A 25,689-nucleotide genomic window follows, 5' to 3' on the forward strand; every position below is an offset into this window, starting at 1 on the left:
GCCGTTCGGCGTGCCGTCCGGTGGGCTCAGCCCTTGACCGCTCCCTGCATGGCGAAGGCGCCGCCCAACGTGCGCTGGACGAGGGCGTAGAGGGCGACGACCGGGGCGGTGTAGAGGATCGAGTAGGCGGCGAGCAGGCCGTAGGCGACCTCGCCCTGCTGCCCGAAGAACTGGTAGATGGTGACGGCGGCGGGCTGCTTCTCCGGGGCGAGCAGCAGCACGAACGGGACGAAGAAGTTCCCCCAGGTCGTCATGAACGTGAAGACGAACACCACGGTGACGCCGGGGAGCATCAGCGGCAGCACGACCCGCACCAGGGCCTTCCACGCGGACGCGCCGTCGACCCAGGCCGCCTCCTCGAGGGACACGGGTACGCCGTCCATGAAGTTCTTCATCATCCAGATCGCGAACGGCAGCCCGGTGGCGGTGAGGAAGAGCGTCGTCGCCGGGACCGAGTCGACCAGCTCCAGCTGCACGAACATCCCGTACACCGGCACCATGATCGCGGTGATCGGCAGACCGGTGGAGAACAGCAGCGCGTACAGCACGGGACGGCCGAACCGCAGGTTGTAGCGGGACAGCGGATAAGCGGCCGGGGTGGCGACGAGCAGCGTCAGCAGCGCGGCCCCGCCGGACAGCACGAAGCTGTTGCCGAACGCCCGCAGGTTGTCGGGGTTGAGCACCTCGGCGAAGTTGCGGAGCGTGAACTCCGCAGGCGGCTCGGTGGTGAGGCCGGCCTCGGCGTTGAGCGAGGCGAGGAACAGCCAGCCGAACGGTACGAGGAACAGCACGGCGACGACCGCGAGCACCCCGTACGCGGCCGCGGCGGAGACGGCCCTGCGCGGTGCCGTGGTGGAGCCGACGGAGACGGGCGCCATGGGAGCTCAGACCTCATTCCGCAGCAGCCGGAGGTAGATCGCCGAGAACACGGCACCGATCGTGAGCATCACGATCGCCACCGCGGTGCCGTAGCCCAGCTGGGAGAACTTGAACGCCTCCTGGTACATGTACAGCGGCAGCGTCTGGCTCTTGATACCCGGGCCGCCGCCGGTCATGACGAAGATCAGCGTGAAGACCGAGAGCGTCTGCAGCGTGATGGTCATCAGGTTGGTCATCGCCGCACGCTTGATCAGCGGCAGTGTGATGTGGCGCAGCCGCTGGACCGCCGAGGCCCCGTCGACGGCCGCCGCCTCGTGCAGGTCATCGGGGACCTCCGACAGCGCCGCCGAGTAGACCAGCATCGAGAACGCCGTGCCCCGCCACACGTTCGCGATGATCACCGAGAGCAGCGGAAGCTCGTAGAGCCACTCGTTCGCGGGAAGCCCGACGGCCGTCAGCGCCGAGTTGAGGGTGCCCTCGTCGGCGAGGAAGGCGTACCACATGAACCCGGCGACGATCTCCGGGACCACCCAGGCGCTCACCACGATCCCGCCGACGACCGTCCGGACCACCGCTTTGCGGCTGCGCATCAGCATCGCGAGGATCAGCCCGAGACAGTTCTGCCCGATGATCGCCGACCCCGCGACGAAGGCAACGGTGAGCATCGCCGCCGAGTAGAAGTCGCCGTCGGCGAACATCTCCCGGAAGTTCGCCAGCCCCACCATCTCGGGGTCGCTGGCGCTCGCCCCGGTCAGCGCCAGGTTCGTGAACGCCGCCCAGAAGCACCACAGGATCGGCCCCACGAAGAACAGCGCCAGGAGGCCGGCCGCCGGTGCCATCGGGATCGCCCAGCCGAGCGCCGATCCCCGGCGGCCCCGCGCGGGGCGGGCCGCCGGGCGCGGGGACGCGGCGGACGCCGAGGCCGCCATCAGCCGGCTGCCTCGACCTTCTCGGCACCGACGATCTTCTGGATCGACTCGGTGAGCCGCTTGGTGGCCTCCTCCGGGCTCTCCTGCCCGGTCATCACAGACTCCATCTCCTTCTGGATCTGGTTGGAGATCTCCGGGTACTCGGCATAGGCCGGCCGGTAATGGGTGGCCGACACGAGGTCGGTCCAGAACTTGTTCGTCGGGTTGGCGTTGAGGTAGGCGGGATCCTTACCGACGTCGTCGCGCACCGCGATCTGGCCGGCGGTGGTGGCGTAGTTCAGGGAGTTCTCACGGTTGAGGGCCAGGGCGACGAACTTCCAGGCGGCGCCGGGATTCTTGCTCTTGGCGCCGATGGCCAGCGTCCAGCCGCCGGACATGCTGGTCTTACCGGGAGCCTGCCCGTTCTGCGTGGGCATCGGCGCGACGTCGATCGTGTCCTGCCATTCGGGCCACGGCGCCTCACCGGCCTTCTGCCATGTGCTGCTCAGCCAGGAGCCGTCGAGAGCGATGCCGAGCTTGTTCTTCGGGAACAGCTGGGTGGTGACGATCGTGTTGAGGTTCTTGTCCAGCGCCACCGCAGGCTTCGGCGCGAGCCCCTCGGAGAACACCGTCTTGATGAACCGGAACGAATCGGTCATGCCCTTGCTCGGCGCGACCCATTTCGCGCTCTGCGAGTTGTAGAGCTCATGGTCGGTGCCGTAGAGCAGCATCTCGTAGCCCTGCATCGAGGACGCCTCGCCGGCCGGCTTGCCCGAGTACATGTTGAACGGCGTCGCGTCCGGCACCCGGGCCTTGATCTGCCGGGCCGTGGCCAGGACGTCGTCCCAGGTCTTCGGCCGCCATGGCAGGGTCACGCCGGCCTTCTTCAGGATCGTCTTGTTGTACCAGAGGCCCCGGGTGTCGGTGCCCATCGGCACTCCGTAGATCTTGCCGTCGAGCGCTTTGACGCCCTGCTTCACCGAGTCGGGGAACTGCCCCCAGTCCGGCCAGGTGTTCAGATACTCGTCGAGCGGCCGGAGGTAGCCCGCCTTGACGTCGGAGTTGATGACGTAGGTGTCCTCGTAGACGACGTCGGGAGCGCTGGAGGCCGACCGTCGCATGAGGTTGACCTTGGAGAAGTAGTCGGCGTCGTTCGCGGTGACCGGGATGAGTTTCAGCTTCACCCCGGGGTTCTGCTGCTCGAACACCGGCTTGAGCCGCCGCAGCATGACGTCGAGATGGATGTACGTCCCGAACTTCTGGTAGACGATCTTGAGTTCGTTGGAGCCGCTCTCGGACCCTCCTCCGCAGCCGGCCATCGTGACCGCCAGACCCGCGGCCATCGCCAGCCCGATGAATCGACGCATGGTGCTCCCTTCGGGCGGTGCTCCCCCGACGGGACCATGCGCTGGTCCACGCACCAACGGTCGCGCTGATTTGCCATCAGGCGATGACAAATTCGAGACAAATCTGCGCTTAACACGACCGAAATGTCAAGGGCTCCTCAGCGCCCCGCCACCGGCAGCCCGGTGATCGCGCTGATCAGGTCGGCCGCGCGTGCCACGGCCGCGGCGGGACTCCGCCGCCTCGTGATCACGTCCTCCGTCATGGCCTGGAGCTGCGCCGACACGAGCGCGTACACGGGCGACGACGGCCGTACGACCATGTGGTCGAGCATCGCCGCGGTGTGCGCGTGGAACGGCGACGCGGCGGCGATGGCGGTCAGCGCCGAGCGGCGCGGCGGCAGCTGGCCGGTGCGCGTGCACAGCCGGATCAGCGCGTCCGGCTCGACCGCCGCCCGCAGCACCCGCATCGCCAGGCCGGGCCGCTTCGCCTGCCGGGGAACGCAGTAGACCATGCCGCCGGACAGGACGCCCGAGCCGCCGTGCGGGCCGGGCGGCATCGGGGCGAACACGAACCGCTCGTACACCTCGTCCATACCGATACCGGCCTCGGCCGCGATCTCCTCGGCGTCGTAGCTGCCGCCCAGGCAGATCCCGGCCGCGCCCTTCGCGAGCAGCCGGGCCGCGTGGTGCTTGTCGTAGCCGGTCACCTCGGGCGGCAGCGCGCCGTCGTCCACGAGCCGCCGCAGGAAGCGCATCGCCTCGACCGCGGCCGGGCCGTCCAGGGTGACCGCGTCCGGCGCCAGCACGGTGGCGCCGTTGGACGCGAGCAGTGCGGTCAGGCAGTACGTCGTCGTCTCGGCGGCGGCCGGCCCGCCGGACATGACCAGCGGCCGGAAGTCCCGCGCCCGCCCGGTCGTGAGCCGGCGGGCCAGGGTCCGCAGCCCCCGCCAGTCCGCCGGGGGCTCGGAGCCCTCGAGGAGATCGCGCCGGAACCACAGACCGGCGGCATCGGCGTGGGCGTGGACGGCGAGGGTGCGCCCGCCGAACCGATACGCCTCCGCGAAGGGCGGGAGGAAGTCCGTGTCGTGCTCACGGGCGATCCAATCCGCGTCGAGGTCGTCGAGGGGCATGAGGAACCCCGACCTCGCGAACTCGGCGAGGTGCACCGAGTCGACCACGGCCAGGTCGGGACCGTTCCCCTCGGCGATCGCGCGGAGCAGCACGTCGTGTACGTGGGGCAGCTCGACCGCGGTGATCGACAGGGTGGCGTCGTGGCCCGCCGCCTCACGCAGGTGATCCGGCCAGGCGCCACCGGGAGCGACGAGGCGGAGCTCGGGCGCCTGCGCACGGCCCCGGCGCAGCCAGCCGGGATTGACGAATGTGCCGCGGCGGCGCCGGCGCAGCACGACCCCCTCGTGGGCGAGCTCGGACAGCGCCCTCGTCACGGGCGTGCGGCTCAACCCGTACCGCTCGCACAGCTCGTGCTCGGTCGGCAGCCGGCCGTCGGTGCCGTAGGTCCCGCTGCGGATCTCCTCCAGCAGACGCATCTTGAGCTGGTAGTACAGCGGGGTCGGCTGGCTCTCCATCCGCCTCCTCGTGCCTTCGCTGTCTCGGGCGCTGTCTCGGGCTCTGTCTCGGGCGCCGTCTCGGGCGGCGTCGCCACGCGGGAGCTTGCGCTCGCTGCGCCGGTGCCGACTGAGCCTTTACCGTCACCTATTTTGTCTTTATTGTCACTGCAGAGTGTCGTTGGTCGGTCGTTGTCGAACGTCGCTGTCACCCGTCGCCGCGGGAAGGATGAATGCGATGAGACGGTTGCTCGCTCGTCTGCGCTGGATCGTGGCCTTCACAAGTGTCCTACTCGGCGGCGCGATCGGTGCGGGAGGAGTCCCCCCGGCGGCCGCGGACCTGGCCGATGTCCCGGGCGGACAGCGGGCGGCGGCCCGTGCCGAGGCCTCCTATCGGGCGATGCGGCGCTTCCTCGAGACCGATCGGGGGCTGTACCTCGAAACGAGTCCGCGTGCGGAGGGCGGCAACCCGTACTCCTATGTCTGGCCGTACTCGCAGGCGATGGCCGGCGCGCTCACGATGGCCGGGCTGCGCGACGGGAGGCGGTACGCCGGCGACGTGGCCGATCGGCTGCGTGCTCTGGAGCTCTACTGGAACCCGGAGACCGACCCGCCGGGCTACGACTCGTACGTGCGGCCGCCGCTCGGACAGGGCGGGGACAAGTTCTACGACGATAACGAGTGGATCGGCCTGGCGCTCGTCCAGCACCACAAGCGGACCGGCGACGCGGCCGCACTGGCGCGCGCCGAGCGGATCTTCGACCTGGTGGTCCACGGCTGGGACACCGATCCCTCGAACCCGTGTCCGGGCGGCGTCTTCTGGACCCAGGCGCCGTGGAGCCAGGACCGCAACACGGTGTCGAACGGACCGGGCGCGGAACTGGGCCTGCACCTCTACCTGCTGACGAAGCGGCCCGAGTACCTCGCGTGGGCGAAGCGGATGTTCGACTGGACGAACGCCTGCATGCTCGCGCCGAACGGCCTGTACTGGGACCACATCGACCTCGCCGGCCGGATCGACACGACCCAGTGGTCGTACAACCAGGGCGTAATGCTCGGCTCGGCGGCCCTTTTGTACAAGGCCACCGGCGATCACCGGTACCTCGATCGGGCGCGTGACATCGCCACCGCCGCGATCGCCTTCTACAGCGAGGACGACCGCTGGTTCACCCAGCCGGCCCGGTTCAACGCGATCTTCTTCAAGAATCTGCTGATCCTCGACGGCGTGGCGCCCGGCCCGTCGCACCGCCGCGTCATGAAGGAGTACGCGGACCGGGTCTGGACCGAGGTCCGCGACCCACGGACCGGCATCTTCCCGGTACGGGATCTGGAAAGTGGTCTGTTCGACTTCTCGGGCGGCGGCGATCAGGTGACCCTGCTGGAACAGGCCGCGATGGTGCAGATCTATGGCCTGCTGGGATGGTCGCCGCGGGACTATCCGCTGCTCGCCTGAGCACCTCCGAAGAGGACCGGCTCGGTGGCCCGGCCGCGGGCGCGGACAGTACCGCCGACGTCACCGCGGACCCGCCGGCCGGCGGCTGAGGAGGTCCGCGGTGCCGGGCGGTCTTCTCACGCGTCGGTGAGGCCGAGCCGCTTGACCTCGGCCGAGAGCTCCTCCGCCGCGCCGCTCTCGATGCCTTCGAGCTCGTGGGCGAGTTGCTCGAGCTCCGCTCCACCGGCCATCAGCGCGGTCAGTTCCTCGCGGGTGACCTCGTCCTTGCGGTGGTAGCCGATACCGCGCCCGCGCTTGAGGAGCAGGAAGCGGTCCCCCACCGGGTAGGCGTGGTGCGGGTTGTGGGTGATGAAGATGACGCCGAGACCGCGCTCGCGGGCCCGCACGATGTAGCGCAGCACCACGCCCGCCTGCTTGACGCCGAGCGCCGCGGTCGGCTCGTCCAGGATCAGCACCTTGGCACCGAAGTGCACGGCGCGGGCGATCGCCACGCACTGCCGCTCACCGCCGGACAGGGTGCCGATGGGCTGGTCGACGTCGCGCAGGTCGATGCCCATCTCCAGTAGCTCCGACTTGGTGGTACGCCGCATGAAGTCGATGTCGAGCCGGCCGATGCCCCTGCGCCGCTCGGACCCGAGGAAGAAGTTCCGCCAGACCGGCATGAGCGGGACGACCGCGAGGTCCTGGTAGACGGTGGCGATGCCGCGGTCGAGGGCGTCGCGCGGCGAGCCGAACCGGACCTCCTCTCCCGACACCTCGTAGGTACCGGAGTCGTGGCGGTGCAGGCCCGAAACGATCTTGATGAGCGTGGACTTGCCGGCGCCGTTGTCGCCGAGCACGCACACGACCTCGCCCGCGGACACCTCGAGTGAGACGTCCTGCAGGGCGATGATGTTGCCGTAGTGCTTGCCGACCCCGGCCAGCCGGACCAGCGGTGCTCGCGTCTCACTCATTCCGACACCTCCGCGCGGCGCCGGACCACCAGGTTGACCACCGTGGCGATCAAGAGCATCGCGCCCAGGAAGAACTTGAACCAGTCCGGGTTCCACTCGGCGTAGACGATGCCCTTGTTGGTCATCCCGAAGATGAAGGCGCCGATGGCGGCCCCGATCGCGGAGCCGTACCCACCGGTCAGCAGGCAGCCGCCGATGACCGCGCAGATGATGTAGAAGAACTCGTTGCCGACGCCTTCACCGGACTGTACGGAGTCGAAGGCGAAGAGCAGGTGCATGCCGGAGAACCAGGCCGTGAAGGCGACGCCCATGAACAACGCGATCTTCGTCTTGGCCACGGGCACGCCGACCGCCCGGGCGCTCGGGGCCGATCCGCCCACCGCGAAGACCCAGTTGCCGGCCCGGGTGCGCAGCAGCAGCCAGGTCGCCACCGCCACCATGGCCAGCCACCACAGAACGGTGATCTTGACCTGGATGCCGAAGAGCGTGAGGTCGGAGGCGAACACCTGCTTGGCGGCCGAGAAGCCGGACATGTCGGAGATCGAGGGGGTCGCCACGTTGTCGCTGATCGCCTTCGTGACGCCGAGGTTCGCGCCGGCCAGCATGAAGAAGGTGCCGAGGGTGACGATGAAGCTCGGCAGCCCGGTCTTCACGTACAGCAGTCCGTTGACGAATCCGAGGGCCAGCGTGACCGCCAGCGAGACGGCGACGCCGACCCAGATGTTCAGGCTGAACTGGTAGCTGAACATCGACGCGACGAGGGCCGAGGTCGTCACCATGACGCCGGCCGACAGGTCGAACTCACCACCGATCATGAGCAGCGAGACCGACACCGCCATGATCCCGAACGTCGAGCTGGCGTACAGGATGGTGGAGAAGGCGTTCGCCGTCAGAAACGTGTCGGCGGTGAGGCCGAAGAAGACGAACAGCGCGAGCGCGCCGATCAGCGCGCCGATCTCGGGACGGCCGAGGAGCCGGCGGAGCGGTGACTTGCGGGTGACGCGCTCGTCCAGCTTCACAGGCTGGGCGGGTTGCGCGACGGTCTGGTTCACGGGGGGTGCACTCCTTCCTGCCGAGGACGGGGCGCCCTGCGGGCGCCCCGTGGGATCAGCGAGTTCCCCGGTCGGCGAACGGAGCGATGGCGTCCGCCGTGTCCTTGGTGACGATGGCCGGGCCCGTCAGCACCGGCCGGCCGCCCCCGATCACGTTGCCGTTGGTCTTGTAGAGCCATAGCTCGTCCACGGCGCCGTACCCCTGGAGGTAGGGCTGCTGGTCGACCGCGAACTGGATCGAGCCGTCCTTCAGCGCCGTGATGAGCTGCTTGTTCATGTCGAAGGTGGCCACCTTGGCCGAGCTGCCGACCTCCTTGGCCGAGTCGACGGCCGTCGCTGCGAACGGCGCGCCGAGTGTGAGGATGGCGTCGGTGTCCTTCGCGGCCTGGAGCTTGGCAGTGATCGACGACTTCACCTGCGGCATGTTCGAGCCCTGGACGAACAGGTTCTCCATCTGCCCCTTGAAGGTCTTCTTCGCCCCGGCGCAGCGGTCCTCGAGCCCGACGTTGCCCTGCTCGTGGATGACGCAGACGGCCTTCTTGGCGCCCAGCTTGTTGAACTCCTCACCGGCCGCCTCGCCGGCCACCGTCTCGTCCTGACCGAAGTGGACGAGTGCGCCGTACTCCGCGGACTGGGCGGCTCCCGAGTTGATGGTCACGACCGGGATCTTGGCGTCGGTGGCCTTCTTCAGCACGTCCTTCAGCGCCTCGGGCTTGGCCAGGGTGACGATGATGCCGTCGACCTTCTGGTCGATGGCCGCCTGGACGAGCTGGGCCTGCTTGCCGCCCTCGGGGTCCGCCGAGTAGAGGAAGTCCACGTTGTCCTTGGCGGCGGCCGCCTTCGCGCCCTTCTGCACGATGTCCCAGAACGTGTCGCCCTGAGCCGAGTGCGTCACCATGGCGATCTTGAGCCGGGGACCGCCGCCGGCGGCGGTCTTGCTCTCCTCCTCCGCGGCCTCCTTGCCTCCGGAGCTGCTACACGAGCTCAAGGCGAGAACACCCACCAGGGCGACGGCGGCCAGACCTCCGGTCGCGAATCGCTTCATCAATCTCTTCTCCTTGTCTCGGGAACTCGGAAAGTGGTCGTCACGCGTCCGATCACCCCGATGGCCCTTGATGATGACCGGCGAACCTACGCCAAATCCAGGAAACGCGAACAAATCCGGACGTCTCAGGGACGCGGCCCTGCAGATCGTCCGTCAGCCACCCGCCCTGACGGCGGCGACCCGGACGGCGGCGACCCGGACGGCCGCGCCTTCGCGCCTGGAGCGTTCACAGGCCTCGGCGACGTAGAAGGCCTCCAGTGCCTCCTCCGGCGTGCAGGGGTTCTCGATGCGGCCAGCGACCAGCTCGGTGAAGGCCCGCAGCTCGGCCGCGTAGGCGTCGGCGAAGCGTTCCTGGAAGCTCCCGTAGACGTTGCCGCCACCGGTCTCCTGGGCTCGCGTGAGAGGGGTGCGCTCGTCCAGGCCCGCGACGATGCTGTCCTTGGAACCGAGCACCTCGAGCCGGGCGTCATAGCCGGCGGCGTTGTAGCGGCTCGCCGAGATCAGCGCGAGAGTGCCGTCGTCGAGCGTGAGCACGGCGGCCGCCGTATCGGCGTCACCGGATTCGCGGAAGATCTCATCCCCCCGGTTGGCGCCCACGGCCATCACCTCGACGACCTCGTGCCCGGTGACGAAGCGGATGCTGTCGATGTCGTGCACCGCGCAGTCCCGGAAGATTCCGCCCGAGACCGGGATGAACTCCCTGGGTGGGGGTGCTGGGTCGAGCGTGCACGACCGTACGGTGTGCAGCCAGCCGAGCCGCCCGGTCACCACCGCGTCACGCGCCGCGGTGTAGCCGGCGTCGAAGCGGCGCTGAAAACCCACCTGGACCGGGATGCGCGCCTCGCGCACCGCCTCGATGACGTCGAGCGTCCCGGCGATGTCGGGTGCGACGGGCTTCTCACAGAACACCGGCAGGCCCACGGCGGCGGCGCGTTTGACCAGCTCGGTGTGGGCGTTGGTGGCCGCCGCGACGACGAGCCCGTCCAGACCGGCGCCGAACAGCTCGTCCACGGTCCCGGCCGCCCGCACCGAGCCGGCCCGGCCCTTCAGGGCCGAGGCGACTTCGGCCGCCCGGCGCTCGTCGGCGTCGGCGATCAGCAGCGACTCGACCTCGGAGAGCACGCTGAGCGTCGCGGCGTGGCTCGCTCCGATCCGTCCCGCACCGGCCAGCCCAATCCTCATAGTGCCTCCACTTCAGCGTGGTGGAACGTTCCAGGACGTCCAGCATGACGGGACGTGTGACCTAGAACAAGGCTTAGTCCGATAGCCGAAGCATTACCGCTTCGACATATTTCGGGCACCGCCTTTCTACCTGCTCAACCAAACAGTAGTTCGGTAAGCGTCGAACGGTCATGGCCACGGTCGGCCACCGGAAGGGCGCGCGGGCCGGCACCCCCACGACGCAGTGTGCCGCCGGCGCGGGATCGACCCGCACCGGCGGCACACCACTGAGGACGGACGCGAAGCGGCCGGTCAGGACCGCCGCTCAGGCCGCCACGGCCGCGCCATTGCCGGCCGACTCCAGCGCCAGTTCGAGCACCTCACGGACGTCGCCGACGGTGAAGACCGTCAGCTGCTCCAGCACGTCGGCCGGCACGTCGTCCAGGTCTGGCTCGTTGCGCTTCGGGATGAGGACGGTGGTCACGCCGGCCCGGTGCGCGGCGAGCAGCTTCTGCTTCACGCCGCCGATGGGCAGGACCCGCCCGGTGAGCGACACCTCACCGGTCATGGCCACGTCGGAGCGGACCGGGCGGCCCGACAGCAGCGACGCGAGCGCGGTCGTCATGGTGATGCCCGCGCTGGGACCGTCCTTGGGCACCGCGCCGGCCGGAACGTGGACGTGCACGCCCCGCTCCTTGAGGTCGCCGACCGGCAGTTCCAGCTCGGCCCCGCGCGAGCGCAGGTAGGACAGCGCGATGCGGGCCGACTCCTTCATGACGTCGCCGAGCTGACCGGTCAGGGTCACCCCGGTGTCGCCGGTCTCGGCGTCCGCCAGCGACGCCTCGACGTACAGCACGTCGCCACCGGCGCCGGTGACCGCCAGCCCGGTCGCGACCCCCGGCACGGCCGTACGCCGCTCGGACTCCTCCAGTGCCGTCTCGGGGGTGAACCGCGGCCGGCCCAGGTAGTCCTTCAGGTCACCCGCGGTGACGGTCACCGGAAGCGCGGTCTTGTCCAGCGCCACGTTGGCCGCGACCTTCCGCAGCACCCTGGCGATCGACCGCTCCAGCGACCGGACCCCGGCCTCGCGGGTGTACTCCCCCGCGAGCAGGCGCAGCGCGTCCTCACCGAACACCGCCTCGGCCGGCTCCAGCCCGGCCTTGTCCAGCTGCCGCGGGAGCAGGTGGTCACGGGCGATGACGACCTTCTCGTCCTCGGTGTAGCCGTCGAGCTGGACCAGCTCCATCCGGTCCAACAGCGGGCCCGGAATCGCCTCGATCACGTTCGCGGTCGCCAGGAAGAGCACGTCCGACAGGTCGAGCTCCACCTCCAGGTAGTGATCCCTGAACGTGTGGTTCTGCGCCGGGTCGAGCACCTCCAGCAGCGCCGCCGTCGGGTCGCCCCGGTAGTCGGCGCCGACCTTGTCGACCTCGTCGAGCAGCACGACCGGGTTCATCGAGCCGGCCTCGCGGACGGCGCGGACGATCCGGCCGGGCAGCGCGCCGACGTAGGTGCGCCGGTGCCCCCGGATCTCCGCCTCGTCACGTACGCCACCCAGCGCGACCCGGACGAACTTGCGGCCCATCGCCCGCGCGACCGACTCGCCTAGAGAGGTCTTGCCGACCCCGGGCGGGCCGGTCAGCGCCAGGACGGCGCCCGACCGCCGGCCGCCGACGACGCCCAGGCCACGGTCGGCACGGCGCTTGCGCACGGCCAGGTACTCGATGATCCGGTCCTTGACGTCGTCGAGCCCGGCGTGGTCTGCGTCGAGGATCTCGCGGGCTCCCGCGATGTCGTAGGAGTCCTCGGTCCGCTCGTTCCACGGCATGTCGAGGATGGTGTCGAGCCAGGTGCGGATCCAGCCGCTCTCCGGGGAGGCGTCGCCGGTGCGCTCCAGCTTGTCGACCTCCTTGAGCGCGGCCGCGTGCACCTTCTCGGGCAGGTCGGCGGCCTCGATCCGGGCGCGGTAGTCGTCCTCCTCGTCGGCCGGGTCGCCGTTCAGCTCGGCCAGTTCCTTACGTACGGCCGCGAGCTGCTGGCGCAGCAGGAACTCGCGCTGCTGCCGGTCCATGCCCTCCTGGACGTCCTTGCGGATGGTCTCCGCGACGTCCAGCTCGGCGAGGTGCGCCCGCGCAGCGGCGATGACCAGGTTGAGCCGTTCGACGACGTCGACGGTCTCGAGCACCTCGATCTTCTGCTCGGTGGTGAGATACGGCGCGTAGCCGGCCTGGTCGGCCAGGGTCGAGGGATCGTCGATCTGCTGCAGGATGTCGACGAGCTGCCAGGCCCCGCGCTTCTGCAGGATGGCCGCGACCAGCCCCTTGTACTCCTTGGCCAGCTCCTCGGCGGCCGGGCCGGCCGCGGGCTCGTCGATCTCGGTGCCCTCGACCCACAGCGCGGCGCCGGGGCCGGTCGTGCCGATCCCGATCCGTACGCGGGAGACGGCCCGCACGATGGCCCCGAGCTCTCCGCCGGGCAGCCGGCCCTCCTGCTCGATCACGCCGAGCGTGCCGACCGCCGCCCAGGTCGACCCTCCGGCGCCGTCGCCCACGGCACCCCGCGCGTCCACCCGCGTGACCATCAGAACCCGCGGTTTGACGGTCGGCCGGGAGCCGCGCGCGGCGGCGCCGGGCTCATGGACGGCGGCACGGGCGGCCTCCACGGCGGCCCGCGTCTCCCCGTCGGACAGGTCGACAGGCACGACCATCCCGGGCAGCACAACCGCGTCGTCCAAGGGCAGCACCGGCAGCGTCAAGGTCTCGCTCATGCTGATCTCCGTCTTCGTCAACGAACTTGAGTCACTTTCACTCAAGAAAACGGAGCCCGATTTAATTTCCGCAGCAGCGTTCGCCCAGAGCGATCAACCTCGATTGTCCCGTCCGAGCGATCTCTTCCGATTCCGGACTTAGGTTTCCGGAGACTGCGTCACGTTCGGATTAACTCTTCCGTCCGGTGGGTCCGGTTCCTGAAGGATGACCCGACGTGGAGACGCTGGAAGTCGTGCCGGGCGGGGGACTGTACGTCGCGACAGAGCCGGAAAATTGACAGACCCTCATCCGGCGCTGAATCGGTGAACCGACGTCTGTTCGTCAAGTTACATGCTCGGCTATAAGATGTCCGGCTATGGAACTAATCGATGTATTCGCGATCTGCGGAAGCGTGCGGGCCGGGTCCCTGAACCGGGCGCTGATGCTGGCCGCGCAGGAGTTGGCCGGTGACCCCTTCCAGGTGGAGGTATGGGACGGTAACGCGGAGGTTCCTCGCGTTGACGCGACCCGGGGGCGTCCGTTCCCGGCGGTCGTCGCGGCCTTGCGGGACCGGGTCGCGGCGGCTGATGTGCTCCTGCTGGTGACACCGGAGCTGAACCGGAGCATCCCCGGCAACCTGAAGGACATCGTCGACTGGTTGGGGATCCTCGCGCCGCCTCGTCCTCTCGCCGGCAAGCCCGTTGTGCTGATGAGCGCCTCACCGAACCGGTTCGGCGGCGCGTTCGCCCAACTGCAGCTCGGCGACCTGCTCCGGCGGTCCGGTGCCGAGGTCTTGTCCGACCTGGACGTGGCGGTCGGCTACGCCCTTCGCCATATCGACGACCGCGGCGTCCTGGTGGGCGAGGACCCGCGACGCGAAATCGCCGAACTGTGGCAGCGCGTCCTCACCCAGATCCATGCCGATCGGCAGGTGGTCCCGGCGTGACCACTGGGCGTCAGATCGCCGCCGGCAAGGGGCCGGTCGGTTACGCGCTCGCCCAGGCCACTAAGGCGCACCGTGCCGAGCTGCAACGCCGGATGGCACAGCTCGGCCTGTACCTGGGCCAAGAACTCCTCATCGTCGACATCCACCACAACCCCGACACGACCCAGGCGGAACTCGTCCACCGGATCGGCATCGAACAGCCCACCATCGCCAAAGCGCTCACCCGGATGGAACGGACCGGGTTCGTCCAGCGCACCACCGACCCCGGCGACCGCCGCGTGACCCGCCTGCGGCTGACTGAACGCGGCGAGGCCGTCGTGGACGCCGTCACGGCCGCATGGGCGGAAGTGGACGGTCAGGCCACCGCCGGGCTCACCGACGACGAGGCCCGGCAGCTCATCCGCCTGCTGACCACCGTCCGCGACAACCTCGAATGACCCCACCGACACGGACCATCAAGAGATGAACATGGACCTTGGCCTGGCAGGAAAAGTCGTGCTGGTGACCGGCGCGAGCACGGCGATCGGCAGAGCTACCGCATTGGCCTTCGCCGAGGAAAAGGCACAGATCGCCGTCGGCTACCACTCCAATGCCAATGCCGCCGCCGAAACGGTCGCCCTGGCCGAACAGCGCGGCGCTCGCGCGATTCGCTGGCAGCTCGACCTCGGCCGGTCCGACTCGCTGGAGGCGGCGGTCGAGCACGCCCGCAAAGAACTCGGCCGATCGACGTCCTGGTCAACAACGCCGTCCGCTGGCCGGACTGGCCCAAGCCCGACGAGCTGTTCGAAACCGCGCCGCCCGAACGATTCACCACCTCGGTGACCGCCAACCTCATCGGCCCCTACCTGCTCACCCGCGCAGTCGTCGCCGACATGCGCGGCCGCGGGGCCGCATCGTCAACGTCTCCACTGGCCTGGTCGAGGACGGCTTTCCCGGCAACGCCTCCTACGTCGCCGCCAAGGCGGGACTGCACGGCCTCACCCGCGCCATGTCCCGGGAACTGGCCGCCTCCGGCATCCTCACCAACGTCGTCATGCCCGGCTTCACCCCCGCAGACAAACCCATGCCGCCCGAACTCATCGACAAGGCCAGCACCGCCGCCGCGACCCGCAGAGTCACCCACCCCGACTACGTCGCCCGAATGATCGTCTTCCTATGCTCGACCGCTAACACCAACACCACCGGTGAAGCCATCAGGACCGACGGCCACTTCCTCAGCCCAAGCTGACCCAGGCCACCGATCCCCAAGCCACCGCCGGACAAGCTCAACCCCTCGCCGAACCACCGCCGAAAATGCAAGGTAGGTCCGAACAACCCGAGTCACCGCTGTTCGGACCTACTTGGCGAACCGCAGCACAGCACCGGAGCGCTCGCCAGGTCGGCCAACCTCTACTTCGTCGAGGCATGGATCGCCAGATGCCAGCCGCTCGACAGCCTCGCCCTCAGGGCGACGCACCACCCACGCCCTCAAGATCCACCGAAAATGCAAAATAAGTCCGGACAAGATCAGCGGTCTGCGTTCGGACCTATTCTTCAACCCGCAGTTCAGCGCGTCGGCGGATGCAGCCTTCGGCCGGAACGGACATCGATTGTCCCGTCCGCGTAAACCTGGCAGGTTCCGGACTTAGGTGGCAGGGGATCTTGCAACGTTCGGATTAAGAGCGTCCGGCAATAGAGGCGTGCGGCGCTGGTCGTAACGAGTTGCAGGCACGGAGCCGATGATCAAGGACCTACCACAGTCTGTGATCTTCGAGTGTTCCGTGCCTGCGGTCCCATCATGCCTTCTCGAGCCGATCTGGGTCGAGTTCCATGCCTTGTTGAACGAAGCCCGGGGCGGTGAGCCGCCGTGGTTCGATCTGTCGCATCCGTGGGGTTGTCATCGGCAACGGATCCCGGATCGGGTGGTGTTCGAGCACGTCATCGACGCTTTGGTGCACGGGTCGGGGTACGAGCGGATCGCCTCCGCGTGCTGTAGTGATCGGACGATCCGCCGCCGGGTGGCCCAATGGGTCCGTCTGGGGCTGGGTGAGCGGCTGCATGCGGTGGCGCTGGCCGCATATGACCTGATCATCGGGTTGGAGCTGTCGGACCTCAGCGTCGATGGGTGCATGACGAAGGCGCCGTGCGGCGGGGACAGGGCCGGCCCGTCCCCGGTCGACCGGCGTAAGGGCGGGATGAAACGCTCGACCGCCACCGATGGGTACGGCATTCCGCTGGGGATCGCGTCGGCGGGCGCGAACCGCCATGACTCGCCGCTGCTGTCCCCGACCCTGGAAGCCGCGTTCACGCAGGTAGGAGGGCAGATGCCTGATGAGGTGACCGCGCATCTGGACGCCGCCTACGACAGCGGCCTCACCCGGCGGCTCCTGGACGAACTCGGCCTGGACGGCGAGATCGCCCGCAAGGGCGTGCCGTCACCGATCCAGGTCGGGAAACGGTGGGTGGTCGAGCGGACGAACTCGTGGATGAACGGGTACGGCAAGCTCCGTCGAATGACCGACAAGAACAGCCAGGTCATCGACTTCTACCTCTACCTCGCCGCCGCGTTCGTCACCGTGCGTCAACTCATCCAACGAGCACGCACCCGCTACCGATGGGACACACGCCCCACCACCCGCCGCCTCAAATGATCTATTGCCGGTCTCTCTAAGCCCAGCGTTGGGTTCACTCTGGCCGAAGAACCTTCACTCTCGGACACCCTTGGGTTCGCTCCCGGCCTCGCAAACCAACGCGAGATTCTCGCGTTCACTGCGAACCGGCGACAGTGCCGCAACCCGGCTGACCTGCGTGCAATCAGGATCGCCGCAGACCAGGCCTATATCCGTTGGATTTTCGGCGATTGCTACCGGCCCCCTTTCGGCAAGCGCAGCGCTGGCCCCTGACGGCGGCGATCAGTGGAACGCGAAGCTGCCCTCCCAGGAACCCCAAGGGGAGGTCTTGACGCCATGACGTTTCGCCGCGGCATACGACTGCTGCCCAGGACTGATTTGGAAGGTGACCGTTCCCCCCTGCTTCAGGGAGATGATGCCGGCATGAACCGCCGCCAAGCCGATCGAGGAATCGTCGGTGTAGATACCGTCACCCCACACATCGCCGTCGTGCACGTCTCCCCCAGGCGGGAGAATGACGGTGAAGATCTCGTTATTACGACCGCAGAAGCCCGCCGCTGTGGCGCCCCATTCCATGACACCGAGGAAAACCGATTCCGCGACCGGTCGAGTCGCGTGCGCTCTCGGCTGCGGGAGGGGAAAGGCGAAGCTGCCCTCCCAGGAACCCCAAGGGGAGGTCTTGACGCCATGACGTTTCGCCGCGGCATACGACTGCTGCCCAGGACTGATTTGGAAGGTGACCGTTCCCCCCTGCTTCAGGGAGATGATGCCGGCATGAACCGCCGCCAAGCCGATCGAGGAATCGTCGGCGTAGATACCGTCACCCCAGACGGAGGCGCCGCGCGTGTCTTTCCCGGGCAGGAAGACGACGGTAAAAGTCTCGTGGTCACGGCCGCGGAATTCCCGCGCTGTGGCGTTCCAGTCCATGGTGCCGAGAAAAACCGCTCCCGTCGCCTGGGGATCCGGCGTGCTCGCCGTCCCCATGCGCCGTGTCCGCGCGCCGGAAGGGTGCTGCCCGACAGCCGCGTCGCGCAGCCGGGCGGCGAGCACGGTGGCGTCATCCGGACGCTGGGCGGGGCTCTTGGCCAGAAGTTCCAGGAGAACCTCGTCGAGCACGGAGGGGATCTCGGCGCGCAGTGAGCTCGGCGGGTCGGGCGTCCTGGACAGGTGCCCCGCCAGAATCGCCATCGGAGTATCTCCGGAGAACGGAGGGCGCCCGGTCAGCAGGTGGTACAGGGTGCAGCCCAGCGAATACAGGTCGGCACGCGCGTCGACCGTCTCGTTCGAAACCTGCTCGGGAGCCGCGTACGCCAGGGAGGCGTACCCCTGGGCGGTCACGCTGGCGGTGGCCCCGGCGGCTCGCGCGATACCGAAGTCGCAGACCTTGATGCGTCCGCCGTCCAGCAACATCAGGTTGGCGGGCTTGATGTCGCGGTGCACGATGCCCGCGGCGTGCGCCACCGCCAGCGCCTCCGCCACCTGCGCGCCCCACTCGGCGACCTCGGTGATCTCCAGGCCCCGCGGGCTGGTCTCCAGCACCGCGGCCAGGTCGCGGCCGCCGAGCAGTTCCATCACCACGAACCAGCAGGAGGAGTCGACCCCCACGTCGTGCACCACGGTGATCCCGGGATGCGCCAGCTTCGCGCCGAGCTTGGCTTCGCGTTCGAAGAGCCGGGCGGCCTGCGCGTCCGCGCCGCCCAGCAGCACCTTCACTGCCACCTCGCGCTCCAGGCGCTCGTCCACGCCGCGCCAGACCTCGCCGAAGCCGCCCGCACCCAGCCGGTGAACCAGCCGGTACCGGCCCGCTAGCACCCGCCCGTCCGCATCGGCCACCTGGCGCGCCCCCTCCTGTCTCAGCGGCTCCATCCGCACCTCTCCCAGGAACAATCATGTCTGATCGACCCCGTTGAAATCATCTCAAAGCAGGCCGTCCGTGTCCTATCCAGGCGGGAGATGGCGGTGCAGCACTGCAGGCCCCGCCCGACCGATGGCCGTCCCCTACCCACCATCCAACCTGCACTGGCGAGGTCGATCGCCCCATCGCCTTCGCCGATCCGCTCCAGCTTCTCCGCCAGCAAGACCAACCCCGCGGTCTCGTCCTCCCGGATCCGCACCTTCTGCGACACGCTGCCCGAGATCTGCCTCGCTCGTCAGCCGAATCCTCCGACCCGGCATCCAGACCGCTTCCCCGGCCACCCACTCCTTCCCCGCCCCACGCCCCCGCACGAACACTTCCGTTCCCTGAAAGGGGCTTCGCTCCAGCTTCGTCGCGAAGACATATTCGTGCAGCGTCCCCTTCCCTCCGACCCGTTGCCCCCTGACCAGGGCGAGCCCCGCATTCCCGCCGTCCCCCCGAAGGTCCGCCCGGATCTCGGCCCGGACGGCCCGCACCAGCTCACCCACCGGAAACGGACTCCCACCCCCCTTCCGACCGGCATTCCGGAAAAGAAATTTACCTAATGACGTTTTCTCGGCAAGGTGGATTCGGGCAGTAAGGCTCTCTCGGATATGAACGGGCATGGGTGGGTAGACACGCGGACAGGATTCAGGGTCCAAAAACAGCCGTGGAGCCCCCGGTAGAAGAGGTCTCACCACAAGATCGTCTTCACCGCCGAAAGGCTCCACGTGATCGCTTATCCTGCCATGCTCGACGTCTCCCTGGAACTCCTGCGGTACGTCGCCCACCTGCTTCGCAAGGAACGCAAGGACCGCGGCACCAGGAAGAAGACCAGGGCTCTGAGCTGCTACGTTCAGGGCCCTGTTCGCGATCGCGTGGTTCCGGGACAGGCCGAACATCGCCCGTCACGGCAGGGCGTTCGGGATCTCTCAGGCCACCGCCTACCGCTACCTCCACGAGGTCATCGACGTGCTCGCCGCCCGGGCCCCAGACCTGCACCGAGCGCTGGAACGGGCCACTGCCGACGGGCTGCCGCACCTGATCCTGGACGGCAAGATCTTCGATTCCGACCGGTGCCGCATCAAAACCGTCAGTGTGAAGGGCGAAACGATCGATGCCTGGTACCCAGGAAAGACACACGATTTCGGTGCCAACGTCCAAGCGCTGTTCGAACCCGGCGGCCTGCCCATCTGGACCTCCGACGGCGAACCCGGCGGTGTCGTGGACATCGAAGCCGCCCGTCGGCACGTGTTCCCCGCCGCCTACCCCGCCACCAACACGATGCCGATCTTGGCCGACCCCGGCCAACCTGACACCCCACAGGTCACCCGGCCCCACGCCCGCCGCCTTCACGCGGAACGGACAGGGTGTCCCGTCCGGGCGAACCCTGCCAAGTTGGGACTCCAATGGTTGATCTCAACACTGGCCGACGTCCGCGAAGAGTGGCTCTGCATCCCGGGGGCCCGGTAGCAATCGCCGAAGATCCAACGGATATGCCCGCGACCTGCACTGACGCGCTCCGGGGAAACCTGGAGACGGCCGTCGGGATGGGGCGATGTCGTGCGGGGCGGCGCGTTGACTGTCGGTGGTCTGGGCAAGGATCCACGACCATGAACTACCAAGACCGCGTCCGCACGCACGTCGAGGAACTCCGTTCCACACCGGATGTCGTCATGCGCACCTGCGAGATCGGATCGGACCCGCCCCAGGAGCTCTCGGCCGACGACGCCGCGCTGATCGGCTCCGTCTGGGGTGGCGACGCCGTCGAGGGCGTCCGGGACCACCTGCTCAGCACCGATCGCATCCACGTCGCATGGCACACCGATGACCACTATCTCTACGGGGAGTTCGCTCTCAAAGATCTCCGGAACTGCCTGTCCGGCTTCGGCCTGCCCTATACGGATGAGGGGCTGCCCCCAGAGAAACAGGAGCTGATGGGGCGGGAGCTGAAGACGCTGGAGGAGGAACCCGGATCGGGCCGCCTCACCGCGTTGCGGGTACCTTTCGGCTTCGAATCCCAAAGCCGGGAGCTGTGGTTCTACGACATGAACCGCAAGAGGCTGGAGCCACTGGAACTCGACTACCAGTCCTACGTGGAGAACCTGCTCCTCATGAAGGGAGCCCCGTACTGGCAGTACCTCTTCACCGAGGTCGACCTCGGCGACTGGGAGTTCCAGTCCATGGTCGAGCAGCTGGACATCACGCTGGAGGCGCTCCCCGTGCTCTTCCCCGACCACGACTACAGTCGCCTGCAGGAACGTTACGAGGCTGTTCCAGGTCGCCGGAGTTTCGTCGTCATAAAGGTCCGTGGACGATCCAGCCGTAGCCGTCGTTCCGTGGCCGTGCGGGTTACATGTGGGTGCCGCCGTCGATGCTCGAGCAGAACGTCAAGGTCCGCTGCGCCTCCTGCTGGGAGGAGATGAACGAGCGGCCACGCAAGCACGGCCACCCGGCCCACCGAGAGGCGGCCGCCATCGCCGACGATGCGAACTGGCCGTCGACGTGGGAACCCGCCGACTCCCTCCGGCCCCACCAGCAGCGGCGACACGCACTTGGCCGTTGACAACGCACCTGCCCCGGCCCACCGAAATGGCAACCTAAGTCCGAACAGAAGCCAACCCTCCTGATCATCCCGACGTGCCAACACCCAGCTCTCCGCACTCGGCGCTGGCAGCCTTCGGCCGGAACGGACATCGAGTGTCCCGTCCGGGTGAACCTTGCGGATTCCTGACTTACCTTGCGGGGAGCCATGCGGGGTTCGGAGTAAGCCTGCAACGATCAAGGTGGCGGCGCAGGATGCCTGCGTGACTGGCTTGTCGGTGATGCCGGGTGAGACCGGTGAGTTCTTGGCGATTTGAGCACGCGTACGTGACGCCTGATGGCGTTGAAGTCCGACGCGAGCTATCCGATGCGCTGGGGGTGCGGCTGGAAGAGGCTCTCCCGGTCCGCCGGTTCGTCTCCTACAAGGGCCAGAAGCACCTCCCGGGGGCTTGGTGGGCAGCGACGGGTGAGGACACCTGATCGGATACGAGTCGTGGCTGGAACGCGACCACCTGATGCTGCTGGACTTCGACCCGGCGGTGACGGGAATCGCTTCGCAGCCGTTCGGTCGCGGTTGATCCGGCGGGTGACCAAATCGCGACCATATCGGGCGAGGCGAGCAGAGGCGACGTCATTTTCAGGGCCTCGGCTGGCCGGGCCGTCGGCGCCACGGCCGGGGTGGAGCATGAACTCGACGGTCCAGCCGAGCCGGTCATGAAGGTACGAGATCTCTTTGTCCAGGTTGTGCGGGGTGGTGTGGACCTTGGGCGTGTACATGATGGCGCGGGCGGCCAGCACCTCGACGGTGTCGGCGTCGGTGTCCGTCCTCCAAGCCGGAGGCGCGGTCTCCCAGGGCTTGATGGCGTCGTCGCCAGCGTGACCGATGGGGTCTGTCTGATACCGGTCAGCCGGTGGGGGTCAACGTCCAGGTTCCCATGCCGTGAACGGCCAGGACGCACGGGCCGTTGAGGATGATCTCGCTGGCCTGATCGCCTTTCCCCTGAATCAGGGACTCCTCCACACGCAGCGCGTTGCTGAGCCGGGCGAGGACGAAGCGGCCGGGGCCGCGGTGCCGGACGGTCACCACGGAGGCGCCCCCTGGTAGGCGAGTACTTCGGGGCCTCGGCCGGTGACAGTGGAGACGAAGGGGACGGCGGTGTCCTGCGGTTCGACGATGACCGTCCACGCGCCGGTGGTGGCAATCCGAAAACGGCTCTTGGCGGCGCCGTCGGCCGGGAGCGGGAGGCGTCCGCGTACCGGGCGATGAGAACGCAGCGCCGGGGACTGGGCGATCATCCTGTTGTTGACACGGGAGAGATCGATTCCCGTCTTGGGACTGTCGACCGTGAGGATCACGGGCGTGGCGGCGGGACGTTTCACCACAAGAGTGCGGTTACCCGACCCGTGGTAGACCGCGGTGACGGCGGACGGGGCGGGCGCGGACGGCGGGTGAACAGTCGACCGGGCGGGGCGCCGAGCGCGACCTGTCCGAATCGGTGACTCGCCTTCGGTGATGCGGACGGCGTCGGCGGCGCAGATGGCACCTTGCGCGGGGCGCCGCCGTCGGGGGTCCATTCGACCTCGTCGGTCGCGGTGCCATGCCGGGAATCGAAGAAACAGGGAGTCGGTACGGGGGGTAGCGGCCGACCATCGATGCGTGCGTCCAGGCGGGCGAGGGCGGCGCGACCGTCGGCCACGGCCTCCAGCGCCCGTTCCGAGCGGTCGCCGTACTCACTTGCCATTTCACGTTTGGCCTCTTCGTAGGCGTCGAGCGCACGTGTGTAGTCGGTGAGCATCTCCTCGTCCACGCCAGGGGCGTTAGGAAGGAAGGTGTGCCGATCGAGCTCCTCACCGAAGGCGGTGATCTCCATCTCCGCCTGTGCCTCTCCTCGAGACGGCCGGACAGGGGGCACGGGAACAGGCCGCATGGGGAGCGCATGAGGGCGCCGGAGGCGTCGTTGGACGAGTACAGCGCCGACGATGAGCAGGCCGCACACGGCTGCGATCACTGCTGCGATCACTGCTTCCTCCAAGGGGCTTCGGAGAAGAATGACGTATGTCGCATCGGTCACGCTTCCTTCGGTCAGATCGCTGCGTCGGCTGTCACGGACCCTGGTCAGGCCGAACGCGGGCGGAAGCGACCTGGGCGAACGCGCGAAACGCTGATGAACGAGATCGTGCCCGAGTCGCAGTATCGGGCGGTCGCCCACCTGCCTGGCAATCCGCACGCCACGTACCGACCAACCCACGTGAGCAGGAGGCCTACACCGGGCCATGATCCACTGAAAATGCAACGTAAGTCTGAACAGCTGCGGGGGCCAACGTTCGGATCTACGTTGCAGTCCCCAGGTCAGTACGTCGGCCGCCGGCGACCTTCGGCCGGAACGGACAGGGGTTGTCTCGTCCGGGCGAACCTTGCGGATTCCGGACCTACCTTGCGGAGATCCTTGGACGCGGGCAGCGTTCGCTGGGGGCTTCGGGTTGAACGAGGGCGGGGCTGCTCCGAACGTGTCTCCAGCTCCAAAGTGGGCTTTGATGCTGTCGCGATCGTGGCCTCAGTCTTGGTTGTGGTGTTGGTGCTGCGCGGCGACGATGTCGTGGGTTCGGAGGGCGATCCAGTCCAGCAGTCCTTGTAGGTGTGCCGCCAGTTCCTGGCCAAGCGCGGTGAGGGTGTAGAAGACCTGGGGTGGCGAGGTGGGTTCGACCTCGCGCTGGATCAGGCCGTCGCCGGCCAGTGCGCGGAGGTTCTGCGACAGCATCTTGTCGCTGATCCCGCCGATTCGGTCGCGTAGCTGGTGGAAACGCATGGGCCCGTCGCCCAACGCGGCGAGGATGAGCATGCCCCAGCGGTTGGTCACGTGGTCGAATACGGCGCGACCGGGGCAATCGGTGTTGAATGCGTCACTCAACGGGTCAGGGGCCTGGCCTGTGGCCTGGGGTCCTACATTCATATTAGCAGCTTACCTCAAGGTATGTGCTTACCGAAAGTTAGTTACCCGCTTAGGGTGAGCACATGACCGAGATTGTTGTGGATATTTGGTCCGACCTCGTATGCCCCTGGTGCTACATCGGAAAGCGGCGGTTCGAGGCCGCGCTCGCCGGATTCGAGCACCGCGAGGCCGTGCGGGTACGGTGGCGCAGCTACGAACTCGACCCGGACGGGCCTCGCGACAGCGACCTGACCATCCCCCAGCGCATGCAACAGGACCTGGGGTTGTCCCCGCTACAGGCCGCCCAGGGGGCCGATCGGGTCACCTCGCTGGCCGCCGAGGCGGGCCTGACCTACCGGTTGGCAGACGCCCGTCCGGTCAACAGCTTCGACGCGCACCGACTGATGCACTTCGCCGCCGACCGCGGGCTTGGTGAGCCTGTCCGGGAGCGGCTGATGCGGGCATATACCGCCGAGGGAGCCCATCTCGCGGACAGGGAGACTCTCGCGAGCCTGGCGGCCGAGGCGGGCCTCGACCCCGCCGCCGTACGCGAGGTGCTGGAGCGGGAGGACTACACCGACGCCGTGCGTTCCGATGAGGAACGTGCGCGCCGCCTCGGCATCACCGGGGTGCCCTCCTTCGTCTTCGGCCGGAAGTACAGCGTCTCCGGAGCTCAGCCGGTCGAGGCGTTCGCCGATCTGCTCCGACAGACCTGGCACGAGACCACGACCCGATCCGTCCGTTGACCTCCGAAGCCCTGAAGGGAGAGTTGTCCGTGAATTCAGAGGCCGTTCCGAGGGCCGGGTGGCGAGAGTGGCTCGGGCGCTGCTGGGAGTCGCCGGAGCCGTACTCGGGCCCTCCACCCTGTCCCTGATCCGCACCATGTTCCATGACCCGCGGCAACGCACTCTCGCCATCACGATATGGACGACCAGCTTCATGGTCGGCGGTGCGATCGGTCCGCTGGTTGGTGGAGTGTTGCTGGAGCACTTCTGGTGGGGTTCGGTGTTCGTGGTAGCCGTGCCGCCGATGGTGCTGCTGCTGGCAGCAGGACCGGCGCTTGTTGCCCGAATACCGCGACCCGCGCGGGCCGGCTGGACTTGGCCAGCGCGGCCATGTTGCTGGCCGCCATACTACTGATGATCTACGGCCTCAAAGAGACGGCCAAGGACGGCCTCGGATGGCTGCCCGTGCTTTTCATCCTGGTCGGCATGGCGATCGGTGCCGCATTCGTCCGCCGGCAGCAGAGGCTGGCCAATCCTCTGCTCGACCTCGGGCTGTTCGCCGACCGCGCTTTCAGCACATCGCTGGGAACCCTGACAATCACCGTCGTCTTCATGCTGGGAACTCAGTTCCTCATCGCGCAATACATGCAGATGGTGCTGGGATTGTCGCCCTTGCAGGCGAGCCTGTGGGGGCTGCCCATGGTCGCCGGGGGAACCGCCTCGATCATGGTGGCCTCGGCCCTCGTCGGCCAGGTTCGTCGCGCGTACGTCTTCGCGGCGGGCCTGACGATCGCCGCCGTCGGCTTCGCGATACTCACCCAGGTCGACGCGACCTCCGCGATCTCGACCGTCGTGACCGGGTCCGTCCTGTTGTTCATCGGCCTCATGCCCGTGTCGGCCCTGGGCATGGACATGATCATCGGGACGACGCC

At 68.1% G+C, this 25,689-nt stretch carries 24 protein-coding genes and 1 pseudogene; 11 read left to right on the plus strand and 14 right to left on the minus strand.

Features of this window, described 5'->3' with window-relative positions; genetic code table 11:
- Nucleotides 1-26: 26 nt before the first annotated feature.
- The 4 genes from HKK74_RS22535 to HKK74_RS22550 form a co-directional block, all read right to left on the minus strand.
- On the minus strand, nt 27-878 hold the full coding sequence (locus HKK74_RS22535) for a carbohydrate ABC transporter permease (protein WP_187245255.1): 852 nt from the start codon (nt 876-878) through the stop codon (nt 27-29).
- Nucleotides 879-884: 6 nt separating this feature from the next.
- Nucleotides 885-1,808 carry a carbohydrate ABC transporter permease gene (locus HKK74_RS22540; RefSeq protein ID WP_187245256.1) on the minus strand — a complete coding sequence of 308 codons (924 nt, stop codon included), beginning with the start codon at nt 1,806-1,808 and terminating at the stop codon, nt 885-887.
- Nucleotides 1,808-3,154 (minus strand): extracellular solute-binding protein, encoded by a 1,347-nt coding sequence (locus HKK74_RS22545; RefSeq protein WP_187245257.1) that lies wholly within the window; start codon nt 3,152-3,154, stop codon nt 1,808-1,810. The genes HKK74_RS22540 and HKK74_RS22545 overlap by 1 nt, the downstream gene beginning before the upstream one ends.
- 137 nt (nt 3,155-3,291) lie before the next feature.
- Entirely contained in the window at nt 3,292-4,719 is a 1,428-nt protein-coding gene (locus tag HKK74_RS22550) for an extracellular solute-binding protein (RefSeq protein WP_187245258.1), read from the minus strand.
- A gap of 217 nt (nt 4,720-4,936) precedes the next feature.
- On the opposite strand from HKK74_RS22550, the gene HKK74_RS22555 reads away from it, so the two are divergent.
- Nucleotides 4,937-6,151 (plus strand): glycoside hydrolase family 76 protein, encoded by a 1,215-nt coding sequence (locus tag HKK74_RS22555; RefSeq protein WP_187245259.1) that lies wholly within the window; start codon nt 4,937-4,939, stop codon nt 6,149-6,151.
- Between the two features lie 116 nt (nt 6,152-6,267).
- Here HKK74_RS22555 and HKK74_RS22560 read toward each other — a convergent pair whose 3' ends face one another.
- From HKK74_RS22560 to lon, 5 genes are all read right to left on the minus strand, one after another.
- Nucleotides 6,268-7,104: an ATP-binding cassette domain-containing protein gene (locus tag HKK74_RS22560; protein WP_187245260.1), complete on the minus strand. Its 837-nt coding sequence runs from the start codon at nt 7,102-7,104 to the stop codon at nt 6,268-6,270.
- A complete protein-coding gene (locus HKK74_RS22565; RefSeq protein ID WP_187245261.1) occupies nt 7,101-8,156 on the minus strand; it encodes an ABC transporter permease in 1,056 nt (351 codons plus the stop codon). The genes HKK74_RS22560 and HKK74_RS22565 overlap by 4 nt, the downstream gene beginning before the upstream one ends.
- Before the next feature lie 55 nt (nt 8,157-8,211).
- Nucleotides 8,212-9,201: a sugar ABC transporter substrate-binding protein gene (locus HKK74_RS22570; protein WP_187245262.1), complete on the minus strand. Its 990-nt coding sequence runs from the start codon at nt 9,199-9,201 to the stop codon at nt 8,212-8,214.
- A gap of 153 nt (nt 9,202-9,354) precedes the next feature.
- Nucleotides 9,355-10,383, minus strand: a complete 1,029-nt coding sequence (locus tag HKK74_RS22575; RefSeq protein ID WP_187245263.1) for a Gfo/Idh/MocA family protein — start codon at nt 10,381-10,383, stop codon at nt 9,355-9,357.
- A gap of 304 nt (nt 10,384-10,687) precedes the next feature.
- Nucleotides 10,688-13,129 carry an endopeptidase La gene (lon, locus tag HKK74_RS22580; RefSeq protein ID WP_187245264.1) on the minus strand — a complete coding sequence of 814 codons (2,442 nt, stop codon included), beginning with the start codon at nt 13,127-13,129 and terminating at the stop codon, nt 10,688-10,690.
- A gap of 356 nt (nt 13,130-13,485) precedes the next feature.
- Between lon and HKK74_RS22585 the strand changes: the two genes are divergently transcribed.
- The 5 genes from HKK74_RS22585 to HKK74_RS22605 all read left to right on the plus strand — a co-directional run bounded on the left by HKK74_RS22585 (nt 13,486) and on the right by HKK74_RS22605 (nt 16,685).
- A complete protein-coding gene (locus tag HKK74_RS22585; protein ID WP_187245265.1) occupies nt 13,486-14,055 on the plus strand; it encodes an NADPH-dependent FMN reductase in 570 nt (189 codons plus the stop codon).
- Complete coding sequence (locus HKK74_RS22590) at nt 14,052-14,492, plus strand: MarR family winged helix-turn-helix transcriptional regulator (RefSeq protein ID WP_187245266.1); 441 nt, start codon at nt 14,052-14,054, stop codon at nt 14,490-14,492. Before HKK74_RS22585 ends, HKK74_RS22590 begins: the two co-directional genes overlap by 4 nt.
- Before the next feature lie 25 nt (nt 14,493-14,517).
- Nucleotides 14,518-14,877 carry an SDR family NAD(P)-dependent oxidoreductase gene (locus HKK74_RS41000; protein WP_187245267.1) on the plus strand — a complete coding sequence of 120 codons (360 nt, stop codon included), beginning with the start codon at nt 14,518-14,520 and terminating at the stop codon, nt 14,875-14,877.
- Nucleotides 14,861-15,283, plus strand: a complete 423-nt coding sequence (locus HKK74_RS41005; protein WP_312881678.1) for an SDR family NAD(P)-dependent oxidoreductase — start codon at nt 14,861-14,863, stop codon at nt 15,281-15,283. The genes HKK74_RS41000 and HKK74_RS41005 overlap by 17 nt, the downstream gene beginning before the upstream one ends.
- Nucleotides 15,284-15,815: 532 nt before the next feature.
- Nucleotides 15,816-16,685 (plus strand): IS5 family transposase, encoded by an 870-nt coding sequence (locus HKK74_RS22605; protein ID WP_187245268.1) that lies wholly within the window; start codon nt 15,816-15,818, stop codon nt 16,683-16,685.
- 261 nt (nt 16,686-16,946) lie between these two features.
- Here HKK74_RS22605 and HKK74_RS22610 read toward each other — a convergent pair whose 3' ends face one another.
- Nucleotides 16,947-18,497, minus strand: coding sequence for a protein kinase domain-containing protein (locus HKK74_RS22610; RefSeq protein ID WP_187245269.1), 1,551 nt, complete (start codon nt 18,495-18,497; stop codon nt 16,947-16,949).
- Nucleotides 18,498-19,530: 1,033 nt separating this feature from the next.
- On the opposite strand from HKK74_RS22610, the gene HKK74_RS22615 reads away from it, so the two are divergent.
- Together HKK74_RS22615 and HKK74_RS22620 are read left to right on the plus strand one after the other, a co-directional pair.
- Complete coding sequence (locus HKK74_RS22615) at nt 19,531-20,031, plus strand: transposase family protein (RefSeq protein WP_187245270.1); 501 nt, start codon at nt 19,531-19,533, stop codon at nt 20,029-20,031.
- Between the two features lie 140 nt (nt 20,032-20,171).
- Complete coding sequence (locus HKK74_RS22620) at nt 20,172-20,984, plus strand: hypothetical protein (protein ID WP_187245271.1); 813 nt, start codon at nt 20,172-20,174, stop codon at nt 20,982-20,984.
- A 1,022-nt stretch (nt 20,985-22,006) separates the two neighbouring features.
- On the opposite strand, the gene HKK74_RS22625 is transcribed toward HKK74_RS22620, so the two are convergent.
- The 4 genes from HKK74_RS22625 to HKK74_RS22640 all read right to left on the minus strand — a co-directional run bounded on the left by HKK74_RS22625 (nt 22,007) and on the right by HKK74_RS22640 (nt 24,011).
- Nucleotides 22,007-22,186, minus strand: a complete 180-nt coding sequence (locus HKK74_RS22625; RefSeq protein ID WP_187245272.1) for a hypothetical protein — start codon at nt 22,184-22,186, stop codon at nt 22,007-22,009.
- The gene (locus HKK74_RS22630; protein WP_187245273.1) at nt 22,183-22,482 is read right to left on the minus strand and encodes a hypothetical protein; all 300 of its coding nucleotides are present in this window, start codon (nt 22,480-22,482) and stop codon (nt 22,183-22,185) included. The genes HKK74_RS22625 and HKK74_RS22630 overlap by 4 nt, the downstream gene beginning before the upstream one ends.
- Nucleotides 22,479-22,910, minus strand: coding sequence for a hypothetical protein (locus HKK74_RS22635; protein ID WP_187245274.1), 432 nt, complete (start codon nt 22,908-22,910; stop codon nt 22,479-22,481). Before HKK74_RS22635 ends, HKK74_RS22630 begins: the two co-directional genes overlap by 4 nt.
- Nucleotides 22,911-23,657: 747 nt before the next feature.
- Nucleotides 23,658-24,011: a winged helix-turn-helix transcriptional regulator gene (locus tag HKK74_RS22640; RefSeq protein ID WP_246491866.1), complete on the minus strand. Its 354-nt coding sequence runs from the start codon at nt 24,009-24,011 to the stop codon at nt 23,658-23,660.
- Between the two features lie 104 nt (nt 24,012-24,115).
- Here HKK74_RS22640 and HKK74_RS22645 point away from each other — a divergent pair, with 104 nt between their 5' ends.
- From HKK74_RS22645 to HKK74_RS39210, 3 genes and pseudogenes are all read left to right on the plus strand, one after another.
- Nucleotides 24,116-24,778, plus strand: coding sequence for a DsbA family oxidoreductase (locus tag HKK74_RS22645; RefSeq protein WP_187245276.1), 663 nt, complete (start codon nt 24,116-24,118; stop codon nt 24,776-24,778).
- A gap of 67 nt (nt 24,779-24,845) precedes the next feature.
- Nucleotides 24,846-25,172, plus strand: a complete 327-nt coding sequence (locus tag HKK74_RS41975; protein ID WP_376771549.1) for an MFS transporter — start codon at nt 24,846-24,848, stop codon at nt 25,170-25,172.
- Nucleotides 25,172-25,689 (plus strand): annotated as a pseudogene (locus tag HKK74_RS39210) (MFS transporter); the annotation flags it as partial. The gene HKK74_RS41975 and the pseudogene HKK74_RS39210, both read left to right, overlap by 1 nt.

Source organism: Actinomadura alba (genome assembly GCF_014323705.1).
Classification (GTDB): Bacteria; Actinomycetota; Actinomycetes; order Streptosporangiales; family Streptosporangiaceae; genus Actinomadura_C; species Actinomadura_C alba.